Source organism: Paraburkholderia translucens (genome assembly GCF_020881035.1).
GTDB classification, from domain to species: domain Bacteria; phylum Pseudomonadota; class Gammaproteobacteria; order Burkholderiales; family Burkholderiaceae; genus Paraburkholderia; species Paraburkholderia translucens.
In genome coordinates, this window is sequence record NZ_JAJITC010000005.1 from 53,657 (window position 1) to 74,325 (window position 20,669).

The window sequence follows — 20,669 nt, forward strand, 5'->3', positions numbered from 1 at the left end:
GGGCGGGCTTTACTTGCCGCCGGTGAATTGCACGGATTCGACGACGCGCCTGCCGAGCGCGACGAGCAGCACGATCGTGGGCAGGATCGAAATAACGGTGGCCGCCATGAGACCGGTCCAGTCAGGCTGTCCCTGGGGCGTCTGGGATCTGAAGGCCTGGAGCGCGACCGGGATCACCTGATGCGCCTCGTCCTTCGCGACCAGGTATGGCCAGAAAAACTCATTCCACATGTTGATGCCAGTGAGCATCGCGATCGTGACGATCGGTGTCAGGCTTAGCGGCAGCACGATGCGCACGAAGATATAGAAATGTGATGCGCCATCGAGCAACGCGGCCTCTTCCAGATCGCGTGGGATCGACAGAAAGAACTGGCGCAGAAAGAACACCGAAAACCCCTGCATCAGGCAGAACGGCGCGACCATCCCGGTCATCGTGTTGAGCCATCCAAGTTCCTTCATCAGGATGAAGTTCGGAATGAAGGTCACGACGGTCGGCACCATCATTGATCCGATGAAGAGGCCGAACAACACGCGCCGCCCCGGAAAGCGCAAGCGCGCGAACGCATAGGCGGCCATAGCGCTGCACGTGATCTGCATGACCACGACGATCGAGGTGAACAGCACTGAGTTGCCCAATGCCTTCAGAAAGTCGATGCCGGCGCCCGACCCGCCCGCCGCGAGACTCTCTTCGACACTCATCAGCCCCAGTACGCGTTTGAAGTTCGCGAGCGTGATGGCGCGAGGTAGAAGGTCCGAGGAATGTGTGAACAGGTCATCCGGTGGCGTGAGCGCGGTTTTGACCGCCATCCAGACCGGCATCAGTGTGATCGCGAGCATCATTGCCAGCAGCAGCCAGGAGATCGTGCGGCCGGGCGATACAACGAACCTCGCGCGCTTCGCGGCAGGCATTGGCGTTGCAATTTGCTTCATCACGTCCTCTTTCGCGAGTGAGACCGGGTACTCAGGCCAGATCGTTCTCGGCAGCACGCATCACGCGCATTTGCACCACGGTGTAAAGCAGCATCAGCACGCCCAGCGCCATCGACATCGCCGAGGCGTAGCCCATCTTGTAGTACGTGAAGGCGTTCTGGACGATGTAGTAGACAATCACACGCGTTGAGTCCAGCGGGCCGCCCTGTGTCGTCACCGCGATCGTGTCGAAGATCTGAAACGAGCCGGTCACGCTCGTGACGAGCACGAACACCATGACTGGACGCAGGAGTGGCAGCGTGATCCGCCTAAAGATCTGCCACTCCCCTGCTCCTTCCAGTGCGGCGGCCTCGTACAGGTCGCGCGGAATGTTCTGCAACCCCGCGAGGAACAACATGGCGATCAACCCCATGTACCGCCAGATATTGACTGCCGCCACCGTGACGAGCGCCCGGCCAGCGTCGCCGAAGAACGGCTGACGATCGAAGCCGAGTGAACCGAGCGCAGCGTTGACGACGCCGAGCATCGGATCGAGCATCCACAGCCACAGCATCGCGACGAGCACATTTGACAGGAGGTACGGCAGCAGCACGACGGACTTGACGAACAGTGACCTCGTCAGCCGGTCCATCGCGACCGCGAGAAATAGCCCGAGTACGGTCTGCAGCGGAATATTCAGCGCGACGTAGTACGCCGACAACTTCATCCCGTTCCAGAACTGGCCGTCCGACAGCATCTGCGCATAATTCGCGAAGCCGACGAAGTGCGGTTCGCGCATCAGGTTCCAGTCGGTGAAGCTGATTTCGATTGCCCGCACCGTTGGCCACGCGTAGAAGACGAGAAAGCCAACCAGCGCCGGGAAGACCAGGACCCAGGCCGTCAACGTCTCGGCGCGGCGCATCCGGCCAGCAGCCCACGAGCGCCGCACTTTGCGCGGCTGCTCTACGGCGACAAGCTCCGAAATCGAGTTCATGCGGGCTGCCTCCTGGAGTAGCGGGCCCACCGGCGAGAACGATCCGCAGCACCTCGGATTCCCGGCCTAACCCGCGTTAGTGGCGCTACTTTGCGGGATGCCAACCATCCGTCACAATGCGTGAAAACCCCTAACTAACGCGCTTTAGTTCCGTGATTTTTGCGCCTAGAATCCGCAACTGATCGTGAGATGTTTCGCCCGGCAGATCAGTGCTGAAATCCGCCATCCCCACGCCGCTCAACCCTATTTCCGAGTTCCGCACATGAAATCACGTCCGAAAATCGCGCTCATTGGCGCCGGCAGCATCGTGTTTGCCCGCAACCTGCTCGGCGACATCCTTTCGTACCCGGAGCTCGCCGATTGCGAAATTGCGCTTCACGACATCGACGAACACCGGTTGCGTCTTGCGGAAAAGGTCGCACATCGGATTGCGGGTGTCCTGAACGTGAAGCCGGCGATAACGGCAACGACCGATCGCCGCAAAGCGCTCGACGGGGCGCGCTTCGCCATCAACATGATTCAGGTTGGCGGTTATCGACCGGCTACCGTGACCGACTTCGAGATTCCGAAGAAATTCGGACTGGAGCAGACGATTGGCGACACGCTCGGCATCGGCGGCATCATGCGCGCGCTGCGCACGATTCCCGTTCAGCTGGACATGCTGCGCGACATGGAAGAGCTGTGTGCGGACGGTGCGGTGCATCTGAACTACGTGAACCCGATGGCGATGATCACGTGGGCGCTCAATCGCGTGGCGACGCGGGTGCCTACGGTCGGCCTTTGTCACAGCGTGCAGCACACGGCAAGTGAACTCGCGGACGACCTGGGTATTCCGGTCGAGGAAATCGACTACCACTGCGCGGGTATCAATCACATGGCGTTCTATCTTAAGTTCGAACGCAATGGCGAAGACCTGATTCCTCGTCTCAAGGAGATTCAGCGCCAGCAGAGAATGCCGGACTGGAACCGCGTACGCTATGAAATGCTCGCGCAACTCGGTTATTTTCCGACCGAGTCGAGCGAGCACTTCAGCGAATACGTGCCCTGGTTCATCAAGACTGGCCGTGAGGAACTGCTGAAGAAATACAACATCCCGCTCGACGAATATCCGGGCCGCTGCCAGATCTTCGAACACGCATGGCCGTATATCGAACGTGAGCTCGAGAATCCTGGCTCGCAGGACTCCAGCGCGCTCATTGCCGAGCTTGCCGCCGCCGATATTCGCGTGATGCAACACCAGCGCGAGAGCGCTGCGCGGCTTCTCGACGGGCTCCATACGGTAAAGCGTTCGGTCGAATATGGCAGCAGCATCATCCATTCGATCGTGACCGGCACGCCACGTGTCGTCTACGGCAACGTCCTCAACCATCACTTGATCGACAATCTGCCGCACGGCTGCGCCGTCGAGGTGCCATGTCTCGTCGACGCGAACGGTGTGCAGCCCACGCGCATTGGCGCATTGCCGCCGCAACTCGCGGCGTTGATGCGCAGTAACGTCAACGTGCAGGAACTCGTCGTCGAGGCGGTGCTGACCCAGAATCGGGAGCACGTGTATCATGCCGCCATGATGGATCCCCATACAGCCGCCGTACTTGATCTCGAACAGATTCGCGCCATGGTGGACGAGCTCCTGCGTGCGCACGCGGATTATCTGCCTGCCTACCTCCACGCTTGAACTGACTCATGGTCGAGACCAGTAAGAACCGTCCCACAGCCGCCGAGGTGGCACGCCGGGCAGGCGTGTCACGGACGGCGGTTTCCTTTGTGCTGAACAACGTGACCGATCAAGGGATCAGCCCGGCAACGCGCGAGAGGGTCCTCGATGCTGCGCGGGAACTCGGGTACGAACCGAATGCGGCCGCCCGCATGCTCGCGAGCGGCACGACCGGCACCGTCGCGCTGGTCATGCCCAAGGCAGCACATCTGTACGTAGACGCATTCCTTGCGCAGATAGTCGCCAGCGTCAACGAGGAGTGCCATCGCCGGGGACTGAAGCTGCTGATCGAATCGACCGAGGACGAGGGCCGTGAACCCGGCGCGTTTGTGAATCTCGTGAAGAGCCGCAGCATCGACGGGCTCATCATCGTGAGCATTCGAACGACCGAGCGCGAGCATCTGCGAAGAATAGTCGATGCCGGCATCCCGCTCGTCGTGGCGTTCGGCCGTGCGATGTCAGAACTTGGATACGTCGAGACGATTGGGCACGATGATGAGCATTCCGCGCAGATCGCCACGGAACACCTGCTTGGTCTTGGACACGAGCGCATCGCGTACGTCAGCTTTGCACCGCGCGAATTCCATGCGGTCGGTGAACGCGAGCAGGGCTGGCGCAACGCTCTCGAAGCGCGCGGGGTTCACCCTGAGTCGGCGTGGGTCGAATATGCCGACATCGACGCACGTAGCGGCTATCTTGCAACCAGGCGCCTCCTCGAAAAGAGGACCGGAATCACTGCACTCTTCGCGGGTAACGACACGATCGCATTCGGCGCGCTCAGGGCACTGAACGAGGCAGGTCTGCGTGTGCCACACGACGTTGCGCTGGTGGGCTATGACGACATTCCCCTTGCGGCTTACGCAAGCCCCCCCTTGACCACGATGCGGACGGATCCAATCGGACAAGGGAAGGAGGCCATGACGTTGCTCGCTGCGCAGATGGAGAATCGCGACCGACGTACGGTTGCACGGCGGATCGAGCACGTTGCGGAATTGATCGTTCGCGAATCGTGCGGCGCGCACTTGCGTGGCGCTTGATCGTCACGCAATGACGGTATCTCCCCCGCTCCCGTGCGCACGGAATATGTGGGCTATCATGCGCATAACAGCCGACACGGAGGCAGATATGAGTCGAACAGTTGAAGCTCGGTTGCGTAAAGCAACGAACGTCACGCTGCCGACGGACGTCTACGAGGAAGGCAAGGCCCTCGGGCTGAATTTTTCACGCATCTTCGAACAGGCGATGCGTGAGGCGATTCGCGTTGAACGCGGCCGTCGCTGGGCCACCGAAAACGTGGACTTCATCGCGGCTCACAATGCGTTCGTCGAGAAGCACGGCCTCCCACTGGCCGAACGTCGGATGTTCTAATGGCCCGATTCGAAGCCTAGTTCCGACAGTCGCGCGATGGTCCAAACCAGCAGTCCTCGCATCGGAGGTCAGCGCCAATGAGTCCCGCCATCATCATCCTGCTCGTGCTCCTGGCCGTCGCGCTGCTACTCGCGCTCTGGCTGATGGGCGTCTACAACAGGCTAGTGGTCGCCCGGAACCGCTTCGCGAACGCCTTCGCCCAGATCGACGTGCAACTCAAACGCCGCTATGAACTGATTCCCAACCTGGTCGAGGCGGTCAAGGGTTACATGAGCCACGAAAGGGAGACGCTCGACGCCGTTATCAGGGCCCGCAACAGCGCGATGGCAGCCGAACAGAAAGTCGCCGCCAATCCTGGCGACCCGGCGGCCATGAGGGGGTTCAACGAGGCCGAGACGCAGCTGGGCGGCGTTCTGGGCCGGCTTTTCGCGTTATCCGAGGCGTACCCGGACCTCAAGGCCAACCAGAACATGCTCGCCCTGCAGGAGGAGCTGAGTTCGACCGAGAACAAGGTCAGCTTCGCCCGGCAAGCGTTCAACGACGCCGCCACCGACTACAACATCCGGCGCGAGGTCTTCCCGGCGGCCATGGTTGCCGGCATGTTTGGTTTCAAGGAAGCGGCGCTACTCGAAACCGCAGAGGCCGAGCGCGCAGCGCCCAAAGTGTCGTTCCGGTAATCCCGATCCGCCGCAGCTCCGTGCAGTTCATGTTTCCCAAAACCGCGCCGACCATGGCCACCAATTTCTTTCAGCAGCAGGATTCGGCTCGGCGGAAAACATTTCAGCTGGTGGTCTATTTCGTCCTCGCGATCCTGATTCTGATCGCCCTCGTGTACGGCCTTCTGGTAGCGCTGAGCATGTACGGCGCTCACGAGCCAGTGTCCTGGTGGCAACCTGAGATGTTGCTGATCGCGGCGCCGGGGGTGGGCATCGTGGTCGGCGGGGCCAGCGCGATCAAGGTGGCCCAGCTCGCTTCCGGCGGGCAGGCGGTCGCCCTGATGTTGGGAGGCAGAGAGGTGCCGGGCACGACCACCGACGCGCGCGAAAAACGGCTCCTCAACGTCGTCGAGGAAATGGCCCTCGCCGCAGGCGTGCCGGTGCCCCCTGTGTATGTTCTGCCTGAGGCTGGCATCAATGCCTTCGCGGCCGGCTACGCCCCGGGCGACGCCGTGGTCGCCGTATCCCAGGGCTGCCTCGATTATCTGACCCGCGACGAGCTGCAGGGCGTGGTGGCCCACGAGTTCAGCCATATCCTCAACGGCGACATGCGGCTCAACATCCGGCTGATCGGCCTGATCTTCGGGATCATGGTGTTGTCCATCATCGGCCGCAGCCTCATGTTCGCGTCCCGCGGGCGCTCCTCGGGAAGACAGGACTCCCGTGGCGGCATGGTGTTGCTGGGTCTGGGCGTGTTTGCGCTGGGACTCGTGGGTGCGTTCTTCGGTCGGCTGATCATGGCAGCGGTGTCCCGGCAGCGCGAGTACCTGGCCGATGCCAGCGCCGTCCAGTTCACGCGCAACCCCGACGGGATTGCCGGGGCGCTCAAGAAGATCGGCGGGCTGGCCGAGGGCTCGCGCATCGGCACCCCCCGGGCCGCCGAGGCCGCTCACATGTTCTTCGCCAACGCCTTTGCCGGCGCGGGGCTCGCCGGACTGCTGGCCACCCACCCGCCCCTCGTCGAGCGGATTCGCCGGCTCATTCCCCAGTTCGACGGCCGGTTCCCGGAAGTGCAGCCGGTCGGCGCTGATCGGGAACACCTCGAAGAGCGCCGCCCCAGCCGCGTCCCGCCTTTCGGCGGGGCTCCAACGTTACCGGGGCTGCCGCAGGTGCCGATCCCGGTCCTGGGATTAGCCTCCAAGCCCGCATCCCGGGTCGGCCATATCGATCGGGAAGCGATTGACTATGCCCACGAGCTGCACGACAGCATGCCCGAGGTGCTCAGGGTCGCCGCACAGGAACCGTTCAGTGCTCGTGCCCTCGTCTACGCTCTGCTCATGGACCCGCGGGCTGACCTGCGGGAACTCCAGCTGACCCAACTGAAGGCCGGCGCTGAGCCGCAGGACTTCGCGGAAGCCTTGCGGCTGGTCGTACCCGTCCAGGCACTGCCGGACACGCACCGGCTGCCCTTGCTGGACCTGGCCTTGCCGGCCCTGCGGCAGATGTCGCCGCGCCAGCACCGGGCTTTTCGCGCCCAGGTAGAGTTACTGATGATCGCCGACCAACGGTTGACGCTGTACGAGTACGCGCTTCGCTGTGTGCTGCATCGCCATCTCGACGCCCAGTTCCTGCCTCAGCGTCAGACGCATCCGGTGCACAGCTCGCCGAAAAAGCTGACGCGCCCTGTCGCGACGGTGTTGGCACTATTGGCCTGGGAAGGCCAGCCGGAACGCGACCAGGCTGCCCGTGCTTTCGATGCGGGCATGCGCGAATACATTGGCGGCGACCACACGCACCGCTTGCCGCCCCGCGAGGAATGTTCCCTCGCCGAGTTCGATGCGGCGCTGCAAATGCTCAATCAATCTGTGTCGGCCATCAAGCGCCGGATCGTGGCGGCCTGCGCGGGCTGCATCCTGGCGAACCGGCAGGTCACCGTCCGTGAAGTGGAGCTGCTCCGCGCCATTTGCGATACGCTCGACTGCCCGCTGCCGCCGCTCGCCGTGGAGAAATCGGCAGAACGGTGAAGGACGTGCCTATTTGAAACAATTCCGATTCGACGATAAGCACAGCAATGCGCGACTAATAAAGATAGCGACAATCGATAGTTTCATGCTCAACAGGATGTTGATTAGAGTCGTGATGAACTTTCCGACTTTCAACATACAACGACATGACACCCTTTGATCGATTTCTCACGAAGCTCGCTCCCCTCGCGCTGGCACTTGGCGCGCTGACGTCTTTCCCGTTGGCTCACGCGCAAGGCGATGCCGCCGCGACCGACAACACGGTGCCATCGCTGAAGGGTAAGCGCATCGGCATTACGGCGGCCGGCACGGATCATTACTGGGATCTGAAAGCGTACCAGGGGGCAATCGATGAAGTGAAGCGGCTTGGCGGCACGCCCGTCGCGCTCGATGCAGGTCGCAACGACAATCGCCAGATTTCACAGATCCAGACGCTGATTGCGCAGAAACCGGATGCCATCATCGAACAGCTCGGCACGGCGAGCGTGCTCGAGCCGTGGCTGCAGAAAATCCGCCAGGCGGGCATCCCTCTCTTTACGATTGATACCGCATCGCCTTCGAGCATCAATGACACGACGTCGGACAATTTCTTTATCGGCGAACAACTGGCGCTGAAGCTCGTCAACGACATTCACGGCGAAGGCAATATCCTGGTCTTCAACGGCTTCTACGGCGTGCCGGTTTGTGCGATCCGCTACGACCAGTTGAAAGCCGTATTGAAGTATTACCCGAAAGTGCACATCATCGAACCGGAATTGCGCGACGTCATTCCGAACACCGTGCAAAGCGCCTACGCGCAGGTCAGCCAGCTGCTCACGAAATACCCGAAGGGTCAGATTTCCGCGGTCTGGGCGGCGTGGGATGTGCCTCAGGTCGGCGCGACGCAGGCCGTCGACGCTGCGCGTCGCGACGAGATCAAAACCTATGCGGTGGACGGCAGCCCCGACGTCGTTGCGCTCGTCAAGGATCCGAAATCGAGCGCGGCCGCCGTTGTGGCCCAGCAGCCTTCGCTGATCGGCAAGACAGCGGTCGATAACGTCGCCCGCTATCTGGCGGGCGACCGCTCGCTGCCGCCATACACCTACGTGCCGTCGATTCTCGTCACCAAGGACAACGCCGGCACCATTCAGCAAACGCTCGGCCAGGTCACTGCAAAGTGAGCGCATCCACGCGTCCGCCTGCGCTCGAACTGCGCGACATCGTCAAGCGGTTCGACGGCGTACCGGCATTGCGCGGTGCGTCGTTGCAGGTTGCTCGCGGCACCGTGCATGGTCTGATCGGGCAGAACGGCGCCGGCAAGTCCACCTTGATCAAGATTCTCGCCGGCATCCATGCGGCCGACAGCGGCACGATTTCGGTCAACGGCGCCGACCGGCCGCTGGCGCCCGGCTCCAGCCGCGCGCCCTTGCAAGGCATCGGCTTCATCCATCAGGAACGTCTGCTGCCCGCTACGTTCACGGTAGCTGAAGCGCTGATGTTCGGCCATGAGCCGGCCATCGGGCCGCGCGTGGCGGGTTCGCTGCGGCTGCTCGATGTGAGGCGCACGCAGCGCGCTGCGAGCGAGGCGCTGCACACACACTTCGGTGTCGAGTTGGCGCCGAACCGCCTGATCGGCGAACTGAGTGTTGCCGAACAGCAGATCGTGCAGATCACCCGCGCATTGATTCGCGAACCCGAAATTCTCGTATTCGACGAGCCAACTGCGGCGCTCGTGAGTCGCGAGGTCGACCGCCTGCTGTCGACCATTGGTCACTTGCGGCAGCGCGGCCTGACAATCCTCTACGTCTCGCACTACCTGAATGAGATTGCGGCCATCTGCGATCGCGTGTCGGTGTTGCGCGACGGCGTCGATGTTGCGCACGTCGACGCACGTGATACACCGACCGAATCGCTCGTCACCGCGATGATCGGCGAAGCACAGGCAGCGCGCACGCGCACTGCGTCACGAACGCCAGGCGACCCCGTCTTGCAGGTCCGCAATCTGTCCGCGGCCGGACGTTTCGACAACGTATCGTTCAGCCTGCGGCGCGGCGAGATCGTTGGCTTGACGGGGTTGCTGGGGTCAGGCGGCAAGCAGGTCGTGCGAAGCCTGTTCGGCCTCGAGCGGGGCGTGCGCGGAGAGGTCGAAATCGACGGCAAAGATGTGTTACTGCGCAGTCCGTGCAACGCAGCGCGGCGCGGCATCGCGTTCGTGCCGGAGAACCGGCGCGCGCACGGCGTGGCGCCGTCATTGTCCGTGCGCGAGAACATCACGCTCGCCAGCCTCGCGCGCTTCAGCCGCTTCGGCCTGCTCGCGCGGCAACGGGAAACGGACACGGTGCGGCAGCTGATCGACACGCTGGGCATACGTGCACCCGGTCCCGAAGCGCCCGTCAGGCATCTGTCCGGCGGCAACCAGCAGAAAGTCGCACTGGGGAAATGGTTGAGCCGCGGCGCGGACCTGGCTTCTTCCGTGTATCTGCTCGACGAGCCGACTGTCGGCGTCGACATCGGCGCGAAGGCCGAGATCTATCGTCTGCTGGACCGCCTCGCGGACGAGGGCGCGGCCGTACTGCTTTTTTCCAGCGATCTGATCGAACTGCTCGACATCACCGACCGCGTGCTCGTGATGGCGCGCGGCCGGCTCGTTCGGGAGCTGGCGTCACGCGAGTCCGACAGTCGGGACGTGCTTGCATGGGCAACCGGCGCGCGGGGTGCGACACTGGCAAAGGAGATGGCCGCATGAGCAAGGTGCTCGATGTCACGCGGCGTAGCGGACGGATCGACGTGCCCGCAGGCTGGTTTGGCACACAGTTCTGGCTGCGCTGCGGCGCGGCGTTGGCGTTCGCTCTCGTGTTTGCTGCATTCGCGTTGAGTTCGCCGCTCTTTCTGACCGTTGCCAATCTGGCGAACGTGTTGCAGCAGTCCGTTATTGTCGGGATCCTCGGATTCGGCCTGACTGTCGTGCTGATCGGCGGCGGTTCGGATCCGATCAAAGGCGGTCTCGACCTTTCGGTCGCGGCCAACATGGGCCTTTGCGCCGCGGTGTACGCGGTGGCACTGCGCGAAGGCGTGCCTGAAGTTGCGGCCCTTCCACTGACAGTCGCCTCGGGGGCCCTGGTCGGTGCGTTCAACGCATTTGCCGTGATCGGGCTGCGCATCTTTCCTCTTCTCGCCACGCTGACGACCATGAACATCTGCGCCGGCTTCGAACTGGTGCTCACCCAGAACACGTCGGTGCCAGCGACAAGCTCTTTCCTGACCTTCCTGCTCGACAGCGGACCTTTCGGCGTGCCGCATCTCGCGTACACGCTGGTCGTCGTCGCAGTGCTGTTTACGGTACTGATTCACTACACGCCATTCGGACTTCGGCTTCGTGCGGTGGGCGCCCACCGCGACGCGGCGCGCACCGCTGGCATCACCGTCAACGCATACGTAGCGTCGAGCTACGTCTTGAGCGGCGTGGCGGCGGCGCTTGCCGCGATCACCTCGGCTGCGCTGTTGAGCGGCAGTTCGCCTGGCTCGGGCGAGAATCTGCTCGCCGTAGTGGCGGCAGCGCTACTCGGCGTCGTGTTTTCGCGGCGTCTCGTGCCGACCATTCCCGGCACGCTGCTCGCGGTGCTCTTTATCGGTATCGTCAGCAACGGTTTTCAACTCGACAATCTGTCGAGCTACTGGGTGAATGGCGTCGAGGGCGCGCTGATCCTGTTCGTCGTCGCCACCACCGCCCTCGTCCGGCGCCGCCACGCAGGAAACCATGCCAATGATTGAACGGATAGCAGGCATGCAACGCTTCGCACTCGTCGGTGCGCTGGTTGCCGTGAGCGCTTTTTTCGCCGTGTTCGCGCCGGGCTTCGCCCGGGCTGCCAATTTCGCCGCCCTCCTGCTGAACAACTTTGCGTTGCTTGCGATCGCCGCGCTCGGCATGACGCTTGCACTCTCGATCGGCGCAATCGATCTGTCGCTCGGCACTTCCGTCGACGTGGCAAGTCTGGTCTTCGTGGGCCTGAGCGCGCATCAGGTTGGCGTGCTGCCTGCGATGCTCGGCGGGCTCGGCGCCGCGCTGCTGGTCGGCGCATTCAATAGCGCGCTGATTGCCGGTCTGGGCATCGCGCCGTTCCTTGCGACGCTCGGTACGCTGTTCATCGGCCAGACCGTTCAGCAACTCGCAACGGACGGCGGACAACCGGTTTATCTGCTAAACGCCGCGCTGCCACCACTCTTTAGCGAACTCGCGCACGGCACACTGCTCCGCTTGCCGGTGCCGTTATGGATCGTCGCGGTGCTGGCCATTGCCGTTCATCTGGCACTTGCGCGCTCCGTCTTCGGACGTCAAGGTGCGGCGCTTGGCGCACAACCTGGCGTTGCGCGATATTCCGGACTACCCGTCGCCACCCTTACCGCCGTGACGTTCGTTGCCAGTGCGCTGATCTATGGAGTGGTCGGCCTGCTGCTGTCATCGATGGTCAAAGCCTACGTGCCGCAGGCTGGCAATGGCTATCTGCTGAATGCAATCGGCGCGACTTTCATCGGCACGACGCTGTCGCCGAGCCGCCGGCCGGGCGTGATGGGCACGCTTTTCGGTGTGTTGCTGATCAGTCTCGTTGCCAATGGATTGTTGCTGATCGGCTGGAACTTCTACTGGCAGCAGGTTGCCACCGGCGTGCTGATTTTCGCGGTGCTGGCGGTCAGCTTCGTGCACAACCCGCGCTTCCGGTGAACGGCGAATACATCCTCCTGCAAGGTCGATTCCCATAGACGGAATAGGATGGACTTCCCCTCTCGCCGAGGTCGACGAGCGATGCCGGCTCGCGGCTTCCCCCTCAGCCTCGGCGCACGGAAGCCCTCTTCCCTCTCCTAAGCACTACTCCCGTCCCTGAAGCAGATCAGCCATATCGTCGGCATGTTCTTCCTCGACCGCCAGAATTTCCTCGAACAGCCGGCGCGTAGTGACGTCCTTCTGGCCGAGGTAGCGAACGATCTCGCGATAGGTGTCGATTGCGATCCGCTCGGCCACCAGGTTCTCGCGAATCATGCTGGTCAGATCCGTGCCTTCCTGGTACTCCGAATGAGAACGCGTTTTCAGGCTATCCGGCGCGAAGTCCGGCTCGCCGCCGAGTTGCACGATGCGCTCGGCAATCCGGTCGGCGTGCTCCTGCTCTTCAGTAGCGTGCTGGGCAAATTCATTTGCCACGGCTTCGGAATTAATGCCCTTGGCCATGAAATAGTGCCGCTTGTAGCGCAACGTGCAGACGATCTCGGTCGCCAAGGCATCATTGAGCAGCTTCAGTACCGTGTTGCGGTCCGCGCCGTACGTTTGCGTGACCGGACCGTCCGACATGTGCTTGCGCGCGTCTTCGCGGATTTTCTGGAGATCCATCACGAACGGATCGCTCGATTCCGGTACAGCGTCTTTGGCTGCGGGTGACTTCATCATCGATTCTCTCCTTTTTCCGGTGGGGGAATGTAATGCCCGCTATTGCGCGGTGACATCCCCTGCTCTCAGTCAACCATGACAGCAATCGGCATGCCCGCGCGACCCATGGTCATTTGACCGGCCATATCAAGGCCGGCGACAGCGGGCTCCGCTATGAAAACTTTACAAGCCGCGTAGGCGGCAGCGACCTGAAGGACTTGCTCATTTTTTCACTGCAGTCGATAGCGGCAGTGCGGTCGCAGCGGCCCACCGCGCCGCCGCCAGGCCAGCGCAAAAGAACTACAAGGCACGTCAGGCGCGGACGCAACCAGTGCATCCACGCCTGCGCTGTCAATACAGAAGACCTACTGACCCTTCGTATCGCTACTGGCGTCGGCACCTGGCATATTCGTGGTGTCTGTAGCCGGTTTCTTGTGCGAATGCATCGACGTCTTGTGCGACTTCGAAGTATGCGGAGTGGGCGCCGCCATGCCCGCCCCGGGTTGATTGGGCGAACTCATAGCACCGTTTTCGGCGCCACCGGGACCGTTCGAGTTGCCCTTGCCGCTGCCTCCGCCACTAGTCTGGGCGAACGCAATTGTCGGAATGGAGATCGAAACCGACAGTGCTGCCGCGACGAGCCATTTCTTGCTGCTCTTCATTGATTTTCTCCTTGAGTCAAATAAATGAACGAGGGTAAGTCCGCCGTTTCGTTGCGCAAGGCGCGTGCCGGACCAACCTGGACCGCTTCTTTCACAGTTGACGGAACCGGCAGGCGATACCTGTGCACTATTCTTCGATCGCCTGCTGGAGCTGTTGCGCGGTAAATGGTTTCAATAGCATTCGCCAGCCGTTCTGTTCCGGGGACGCGACGCCCGGCAACCCGCCGGTATCAGGGAATTGACCGGACGCAATGATGACGCGAATCGAGGGATCAACGCGCGAGGCCTCCATCGCGAAATCGCTGCCTGACATGCCGGGTAAGCGAAGGTCTGTGAGCAGCACGTCGAAGTGTCCTGTACGCAGCGCTTGCCGGGCTATGTTTGCGTCTAGCGCCGGCGATGCCTCATGCCCGATCATCCTGATCAGTTCGCAGGTCGCCTCGAGCGATTCAGGCTCGTCTTCCACCACGAGCACGCGGCTCGCTTGCCTCGCTTTTGTTCCGGCGGACGCATCTTTTGCTTCGAATACTTGCCTGATCTTTTGTGCAAGCCGTTCCCTGCTGTAGGGCTTGCTCAGCAGTTGCACGCCTCTGTCGAGCTTGCCATCGTGAATGATTGCAGTCTGTGCATAGCCTGAGGTATACAGCACCTTCAGATCCGGCAATAACGATAGCGCGATGCGAACCATTTCCGGGCTCGCCATTGACCCGGGCATCACGACGTCGGTAAAGAGCATATCGACGCGAACACCGCTTCGCAGGATCGTGAGCGCTTGCGTTGCATTGTCGGCTTTCAGCACGTGGTAGCCGAGCGACACCAGCATCTCGATGACGGTTGACTGTACGATCCTGTCATCCTCGACGACGAGAATCGTTTCGTGTCCGCCGGCAGCCGGGACACTCTCCTCCAGCACCGCTCGCGTCACCTGGCCGGCCGATCGCGGGAAATACATCTTGACGGCAGTCCCGTGGCCGACCCTGCTGGAAATCCCGATATGCCCTCCGCTCTGCTTGACATAACCGTATGCCATGCTGAGACCGAGTCCGCTGCTTTGTCCGTCGCCCTTGGTCGTGAAGAACGGATCGAACGCTTTCTCCATCACCTCGGGTGTCATCCCCGTGCCTGTGTCCGTAACGGACACCATGACGTACTCACCCGGCGCGACATCCTCGAGGCCGCGCACGTGTTCGTCATCAAGTATCGTGTTGCACGCCGCGATGACCAGCTTTCCGCCGTTCGGCATCGCGTCGCGCGCATTGATACACAAATTTAGAATGACGTTTTCCAGCTGATGCGAATCGAGCAGATTGTTCCAGAGCTCGGGCGCGACAACGGTTCCGATCTGCACTTCCTCGCCGAGCGCCCGGCGCAGCAGGTCATCCATCCCTTTGAGCATGTCACCAATGTTGATGACGTCGGCCGCAAGCGGCTGGCGGCGCCCGAAGGCGAGCAGTTGCATGGACAGCTTTGCCCCTCGCTCGATCGCTTCTGACGCCTTTTCCAGACGTTCGCGCGTCCACACATCGGAGCGGTAACGTACCGCAAGCAGCTCGAGGTTGCCTCGCAGGATTTGCAGCAAGTTGTTGAAATCGTGGGCCACGCCACCGGTCAGCTTGCCCAGCGCTTCCATTTTCTGTGACTGGAAAAGTTCGTTACGCGTCTGTTCGAGCAACTTCGCCGCCTCGGCCCGGTCCGTAATGTCGCGAGTGATCTTGGCAAATCCGGCGAGCTTGCCGTGATCGTCGTAAATAGCGTCGATCACCACATGCGCCCAGAAACGGCTGCTGTCCTTGCGAACGCGCCAGCCCTCCGCCTCGAAGCGGCCCTCGCGACGCGCCGTGTCCAGGCCACGCTGCGGAGCGCCGGCCGCGGCATCTTCCGGCGTATAGAACCTCGAGAAATGGGAGCCGAGTATGTCCTCCTCGCTGTATCCCTTGATGCGGCGCGCGCCGGGATTCCAGCTTGTCACCACCCCGTGAGGGTCGAGCATGAAAATCGCGTAGTCTGTGACACCCCCGACCAGCATCCGAAAAGCACGCCCGCTTTCGATCGCCTCGTCATAGGCCTGGCGCTTGTCACTCGCATCTCTGATCAGAACCGCCAGATTCGGCTCGGATGAAAACGCCGTCAATCTGGTCACAACGAATTCGGCCCAGAAGCGGCTCTTGTCCTTGCGGCAACACAAGCTCTCCAATTCCACCTCGTTGCGCGTTGCAAGCGTCGCCAAAGCGGCACGCACGCGGCTTGCATCGCTCTCGCTGGCAAAAAGCATGTCGATCGAATGGCCCACGATTGCCGCCGGCGGGTAGCCGCACATGCGCTCGCACCCCGGACTCCATGTCAGCACGGTGCCGTTTTCCGAGACGGCAAAAAGTCCAACGTTCTCCGTCGTTCTGACCCACGCCTCCAGCCAGGAGCGCGATGCCGGCAGCGTTGCTTCCTGTTCCGATACTTCGTGACCTGATCGATCAGGCATGATGCTCCTCGAGCTCCATCGTCTGCGGTTGTCGGTGTTTTCGTCTTCTCCTGCCCGGATAGCGCGCGTGCCACGCGCGCGGATTCACAAGCGGGAGCAGGAAGTCTGCGTTAGAGGCGTTGACGAAAACATCCATCGGCGAGCAAGAAGCGGGCCTCGCAGCCGGGCGCCGGCGCAATGGCCCGACTCGGAAGACCACAGCCACGAATTTGCGTTGGCCGAATTTTGACCGGCTTCGTCGGCGTTCTGTGAGCCGGGTACAAGCCGTGCTGCCGTGTGCTTATTTTCCTGACCGGCTGTCATCGACGAGTTCGCATGTCTGCGCAGCGAAACGCGGAGATCACCACCCGCAGCCCCCCCAAACGCGCTCCCACTCGTGGGCCGCAGGCGTGGCGCCTGGCCTTGCGAGTTCTGCGGCCGACAACGACCCGAGTGGCATCGCCACTTATTCTCTCGCGGGCGCGCAATATGGCTATGACATGCTTGCGGCAATTGTGTTGTCCTATCCCTTTTTGGTCGCGCTTCAGCTCGTTTCCGCGCGCATCGCAGCCGTGACCGGCCGCGGGCTAACGGGAAACCTCAGAAAACACGAGTCACGGCCCGTGCTCTATTTCGCCGTCGCGCGTTTCCTGCTGGCAAACCTCTTCAATATCGTGGCCAACATCGTCGCAATGGGTATCGGCGTGCGGCTGCTGTGCCGCGGTCCGGTCGTGCTATGGGCGGTGTTGGCGACGCTGCTCTCGATAGGGCTTCAGTGGTTCGTCCCCTATCCGCGTTATGCCCGCATCGTCCAATGGCTCGCCACCGGACTATTCCTTTATGCGGCCGTGCTGCTGGTGGTCGACACACCGTGGAAACTTGTTGCACTGCGATCCTTTATGCCGCGACTGACGGCGTCCAAAGACTCTCTCGAGATGCTGCTCGCAGTGCTGGGTACGACAGTCAGTCCCTATCTGCTGTTCTCGCAAGCCGAGCAGGAGGTGGAGGAACTGCACGGTCGAATCGAGCACTGCCCGGCGCCTGAAGCAGCAGCGATTCGGGAGCGCCACTTGCGCAAGACCCGCAAGAACATCCTGATCCACACTGCATGTTCAAACGGGACCGCCTGGTTCATGCTCGCCGCGACGGCTACGACGTTGCATGCGTCCGGCCGCCCGATGCTGACGTTGGAAGACGCCGCGCTTGCACTCGACCCGGTCGCCGGCCATTTTGCAGGCGAGGCGCTCGGCCTGCTGCTGATCGGTTCGGCGCTGCTCGCCCTGCCTTTGCTCGCCGGTTCCGCGGCGAATTCAGCCGTAAGCGCCTTCGGTGGGCCGCACGGCGAGCAGCGCGACCGGCGGATCGCGCAGACGCTGTTGGCGCTGATGGCAGCGGGACTGCTAGCGGCCGCGCTGCTATTGGTCCTTCACCTCGACCCCGTGCGCATTTTGTACTGGAGCGCGGTGTTCAACGGCGCTACCGTCTCTCCCGTCATTGTGCTGATCACCATGCTCAGTTCCAAATCGCTCGCCGCTGGCGAGATTCGCGCCCACTGGACACTGCGGGCTTGCAGCTGGCTGGCCGCGGCGGCCATGAGCATCCTGGTGTTGGCGTGGCTGACGTCCGAGATTTTCTCGTGATTCCGTTTTGCCGGGCTCGACCCGAATCATCCGGAAATTCCCGGCGTACGGTCGCATTCGTGCTCCGTCCGGGTAGCCGGCAGACATGGCTTACCGAATTGCAGCATTGGCCACCATGAACACGAGCGCGCGCACTAACCGGAGTTCCGCAATGAAAACCACCGACGTCGACCTTTCTCCCCCCGCGCCCGCCGGGCTCCGTGCCAGTATGCGCCGCGCGGTGCCTTCGGGTCTGGTCGCCGGCGGTTTCGCGGCGGCGGCCGCAGCCGCAGCGTCCGCCGACGAGAAAGGCGCGCCCTTCGCGCCGATCAACGCGGTTACTCACAGCCTGTGGCCGCGCCGCGCCCTCCACGAACGCGGCTTCAGCATGCGCCACACGCTGATGGGTTTCGCGATTCACCAGGCGGCCGCCGTCTTCTGGGCGGTGCTGTTCGAAACGCTGGTCGAGCGGATCGCGGGTGCTCGTCCGCAACGACTGCCAGCGGCCGCCGCGGGCGCTGCGGCCGCGACCGCGTTGACTGCATATGTGGTTGACTACAAGGTTGTGCCCGCGCGCCTCACACCGGGCTTCGAGGCGCACTTGTCGGACCGCTCGCTCGGCGCCGTCTACGTCGCGCTCGGCTGCGGCCTGCTCGCGGCCGCATTACTGCGGCGACGGTAGCCGTGAAACGGCGGCAAACAGGAGCGGCCCATCATCAGGCGAACATGGTCGCCTCCAGCCCATTGAAAACGCTGTCCCCCTGGCGCGATTCGAGGACAACCGGAGCAAAGGAGGCAGCGCTTGAGACCGGACCGTCCGGAACGCATGGCCGCGGACCATGCGGTGCGAAGCCCGCGAGCCCGCGGCGGTTGGGACCGTGGTCCGCACTTGCCGCGCACAGGGTCAATGCCCGTCTGGCGTCCCGAGTCCGCGCGGCAGTGACACCGAGAAGACGGTCTCCGTGTCGTCGGAGCACGCTTCGATTGCTCCGTGATGGGCCTTGGCGATCTCGCGTGCGATGTACAGACCAAGTCCGAGGTTACCCTCGCCGCCAGATTGCTGCCAAAGGTCTGCTCCTCGCGTCAGGGGTTCGAAGATGCGCGCGAGCGTCGCGCGCTCGATGGCAGGTCCGCAGTTTCTGACGTCGATTCGGACCTGCGCCGCATCCCCGCGCACGTCCACGTACACCGGTGTGTCCGGCGCGCCGTATCTGAGAGCATTCAATACCAGGTTCTGAAGCAGTTGTTGCAGGCGCCGGCTATCCCAGGTTCCCTCTACGTCGCCGCTGACACTCAGTTCGATCTGCCTGTCCGGATGTACCGCGTGTAGTTCCTCCAGTTCGTCAGCTAGTACATCCGCCAGATTGATACTCGTCGGTATGACATTGATCCCGAGCCCCAGTCTGGTCCGGTTGAAATCACTGAGGTCGTCGAGCAGCGCCTGCATCCGGGCTCCGCTACGGATCAGACGGGCGGCGGCCTCCGAGACCCGCTCACCAGCATTCAGCGCTGCCAGATATGATGCAGTCATCCGGATCGCCTGCAGCGGACTGCGCATGTCATGTCCCAGCATGCCGAGCAGCAGGTTTCTGTTCTGTTCGACTTGCGCGCTGAAAAAACCAATCGATTCTGCAAGTGCCTGGTCGATCGCTTCGTTGAAACGAATCATGTCCTCCAGATGGGGCGCGCGAGGCTCGCATTCGTCTATCCAGAGGCGCAGGACGCTTGCGCGCAGTGCCCGGTACTCGGCGGCAAGCTGATTGATATTGAACCCAGCACGCGCCCTGAGCAGCGCATGGGTTTGCGCTGCAGTTTCGGTGGCATCGATCAGTACCGGGGCGCGCCCCATCGACTTTTCGCGCTGAGCCTCCCGGGTTTGCGAGGTCCGCAAGTCTTTTACCACGGCGAGCAGGATTTGTTGCGCGTGATCACGCAGCCCTGGTGCCTCCAGGTTGGCCGCTGCCGGCAGAAGAGTGGCTGCGAACGCCTCCCACTGCGCCAGAATCGGCTCCATGTCTCGCGAGATAAAGTCAGCAAGTCGCATCTGTCGTCTCCGCGATCAGTGTGCCTTATGTTACCCGCAAATTGGCGACAGACCTTAGATCCGCGTGAAGACTGCCGGAGGATCGCTTCGTCGCCATCTTCGGCATGACCGCGACTCGGTAAGTTCACAAAGCGCCGCTGAAGGGACATCCTAGACCAGCCCGTTACGGCATGAAGGGCAACGCGATGTCACCGCGAGGTATCACGGCACGCCGCTGGCCGGTGCACGGCGAGCGGCTGTCAGCATTGCGGCCGCGCGCCACTGGCGGGCCACTGATCGAATACGAGGGCGAAGTCACCAACTCCGCACGGCTTATTGGGCGTTATGGCTCGTCCCGCCAGCGGTATCGTTCGTGCCGTGGCCTGTATTGGGACGCGTGCTGTTGTTCATCCCGCTGGGCTGGTTCGTCGACTGGCTGGTAGATGTTGCGCCCTTGCCGGTCCCCATACCGCCGCCGGTGCCTGTCGCCCGCGGCGCGTCGCCGGGGCCACCCGGAGACGTGATTCCGGCCGCGCCGCCAGCGTTACCGCCGCCCGCGCCGGCACCAGCACCAGCGCCCGCTCCGCCACCGCCACCGCCACCATTCGCCTGCGCGAACGCGCCACCCGACAGTGCCATCGCCAGCGCAGAGAACAGAATCGTTTTAGTCAAGGATTTCATGGTTCACCTCCCTTAAACAGGTTTCTGTCGCGCGGGCATGCGGGCTCGCCAAACCGATCCTGGGCCCACGGCGCCGCGCAATAACAGCAGCGAAATCCAGCACGGCCCATTCCCGGCTCGGTGCGCAAATGCGAAGGATGCCGCCCCTCGGTCCTGGTGCCGTGAAACG

The 20,669-nt window shown here is 62.5% G+C and carries 18 protein-coding genes; 11 read left to right on the forward strand and 7 right to left on the reverse strand.

Going from position 1 to position 20,669, the window contains the following annotated elements; genetic code table 11:
- Positions 1-9: 9 nt before the first annotated feature.
- Positions 10-930 carry a carbohydrate ABC transporter permease gene (locus tag LJ655_RS10380; protein ID WP_230561157.1) on the reverse strand — a complete coding sequence of 307 codons (921 nt, stop codon included), beginning with the start codon at positions 928-930 and terminating at the stop codon, positions 10-12.
- A 31-nt stretch (positions 931-961) separates the two neighbouring features.
- Positions 962-1,903 carry a carbohydrate ABC transporter permease gene (locus tag LJ655_RS10385; protein WP_230561158.1) on the reverse strand — a complete coding sequence of 314 codons (942 nt, stop codon included), beginning with the start codon at positions 1,901-1,903 and terminating at the stop codon, positions 962-964.
- A 262-nt stretch (positions 1,904-2,165) separates the two neighbouring features.
- On the opposite strand from LJ655_RS10385, the gene melA reads away from it, so the two are divergent.
- The 9 genes from melA (at position 2,166) to LJ655_RS10430 (ending at position 12,364) form a co-directional block, all read left to right on the forward strand.
- On the forward strand, positions 2,166-3,578 hold the full coding sequence (gene melA / locus LJ655_RS10390) for an alpha-glucosidase/alpha-galactosidase (protein WP_230561159.1): 1,413 nt from the start codon (positions 2,166-2,168) through the stop codon (positions 3,576-3,578).
- 8 nt (positions 3,579-3,586) lie between these two features.
- Complete coding sequence (locus tag LJ655_RS10395) at positions 3,587-4,654, forward strand: LacI family DNA-binding transcriptional regulator (RefSeq protein ID WP_230561160.1); 1,068 nt, start codon at positions 3,587-3,589, stop codon at positions 4,652-4,654.
- Between the two features lie 58 nt (positions 4,655-4,712).
- Positions 4,713-4,985: a type II toxin-antitoxin system CcdA family antitoxin gene (locus LJ655_RS10400; protein WP_230561161.1), complete on the forward strand. Its 273-nt coding sequence runs from the start codon at positions 4,713-4,715 to the stop codon at positions 4,983-4,985.
- A 77-nt stretch (positions 4,986-5,062) separates the two neighbouring features.
- Positions 5,063-5,662 (forward strand): LemA family protein, encoded by a 600-nt coding sequence (locus LJ655_RS10405; RefSeq protein WP_230561162.1) that lies wholly within the window; start codon positions 5,063-5,065, stop codon positions 5,660-5,662.
- A gap of 29 nt (positions 5,663-5,691) precedes the next feature.
- A complete protein-coding gene (locus LJ655_RS10410) occupies positions 5,692-7,665 on the forward strand; it encodes a M48 family metallopeptidase (RefSeq protein ID WP_230561163.1) in 1,974 nt (657 codons plus the stop codon).
- 146 nt (positions 7,666-7,811) lie between these two features.
- On the forward strand, positions 7,812-8,825 hold the full coding sequence (locus LJ655_RS10415; RefSeq protein ID WP_230561164.1) for a sugar ABC transporter substrate-binding protein: 1,014 nt from the start codon (positions 7,812-7,814) through the stop codon (positions 8,823-8,825).
- Positions 8,822-10,390 (forward strand): sugar ABC transporter ATP-binding protein, encoded by a 1,569-nt coding sequence (locus tag LJ655_RS10420; protein WP_230561165.1) that lies wholly within the window; start codon positions 8,822-8,824, stop codon positions 10,388-10,390. Before LJ655_RS10415 ends, LJ655_RS10420 begins: the two co-directional genes overlap by 4 nt.
- A complete protein-coding gene (locus LJ655_RS10425) occupies positions 10,387-11,415 on the forward strand; it encodes an ABC transporter permease (RefSeq protein WP_230561166.1) in 1,029 nt (342 codons plus the stop codon). The genes LJ655_RS10420 and LJ655_RS10425 overlap by 4 nt, the downstream gene beginning before the upstream one ends.
- Positions 11,408-12,364 carry an ABC transporter permease gene (locus LJ655_RS10430; protein ID WP_230561167.1) on the forward strand — a complete coding sequence of 319 codons (957 nt, stop codon included), beginning with the start codon at positions 11,408-11,410 and terminating at the stop codon, positions 12,362-12,364. The genes LJ655_RS10425 and LJ655_RS10430 overlap by 8 nt, the downstream gene beginning before the upstream one ends.
- Positions 12,365-12,508: 144 nt before the next feature.
- Here the strand turns inward: LJ655_RS10430 and LJ655_RS10435 are convergent, their stop codons facing one another.
- The 3 genes from LJ655_RS10435 to LJ655_RS10445 all read right to left on the reverse strand — a co-directional run bounded on the left by LJ655_RS10435 (position 12,509) and on the right by LJ655_RS10445 (position 16,198).
- Entirely contained in the window at positions 12,509-13,081 is a 573-nt protein-coding gene (locus LJ655_RS10435; RefSeq protein ID WP_230561168.1) for a ferritin-like domain-containing protein, read from the reverse strand.
- Between the two features lie 344 nt (positions 13,082-13,425).
- Positions 13,426-13,722, reverse strand: coding sequence for a hypothetical protein (locus tag LJ655_RS10440; RefSeq protein ID WP_230561169.1), 297 nt, complete (start codon positions 13,720-13,722; stop codon positions 13,426-13,428).
- 127 nt (positions 13,723-13,849) lie between these two features.
- The gene (locus LJ655_RS10445) at positions 13,850-16,198 is read right to left on the reverse strand and encodes a PAS domain S-box protein (RefSeq protein ID WP_230561170.1); all 2,349 of its coding nucleotides are present in this window, start codon (positions 16,196-16,198) and stop codon (positions 13,850-13,852) included.
- A 389-nt stretch (positions 16,199-16,587) separates the two neighbouring features.
- Here LJ655_RS10445 and LJ655_RS10450 point away from each other — a divergent pair, with 389 nt between their 5' ends.
- Positions 16,588-17,817 (forward strand): NRAMP family divalent metal transporter, encoded by a 1,230-nt coding sequence (locus LJ655_RS10450; protein ID WP_329959692.1) that lies wholly within the window; start codon positions 16,588-16,590, stop codon positions 17,815-17,817.
- Between the two features lie 151 nt (positions 17,818-17,968).
- A complete protein-coding gene (locus LJ655_RS10455) occupies positions 17,969-18,478 on the forward strand; it encodes a hypothetical protein (RefSeq protein WP_230561172.1) in 510 nt (169 codons plus the stop codon).
- 222 nt (positions 18,479-18,700) lie between these two features.
- Here LJ655_RS10455 and LJ655_RS10460 read toward each other — a convergent pair whose 3' ends face one another.
- Both LJ655_RS10460 and LJ655_RS10465 read right to left on the reverse strand, forming a co-directional pair.
- Positions 18,701-19,840 carry a sensor histidine kinase gene (locus tag LJ655_RS10460; RefSeq protein ID WP_230561173.1) on the reverse strand — a complete coding sequence of 380 codons (1,140 nt, stop codon included), beginning with the start codon at positions 19,838-19,840 and terminating at the stop codon, positions 18,701-18,703.
- A 312-nt stretch (positions 19,841-20,152) separates the two neighbouring features.
- Positions 20,153-20,500 carry a hypothetical protein gene (locus LJ655_RS10465; RefSeq protein ID WP_230561174.1) on the reverse strand — a complete coding sequence of 116 codons (348 nt, stop codon included), beginning with the start codon at positions 20,498-20,500 and terminating at the stop codon, positions 20,153-20,155.
- Positions 20,501-20,669 lie beyond the last annotated feature (169 nt).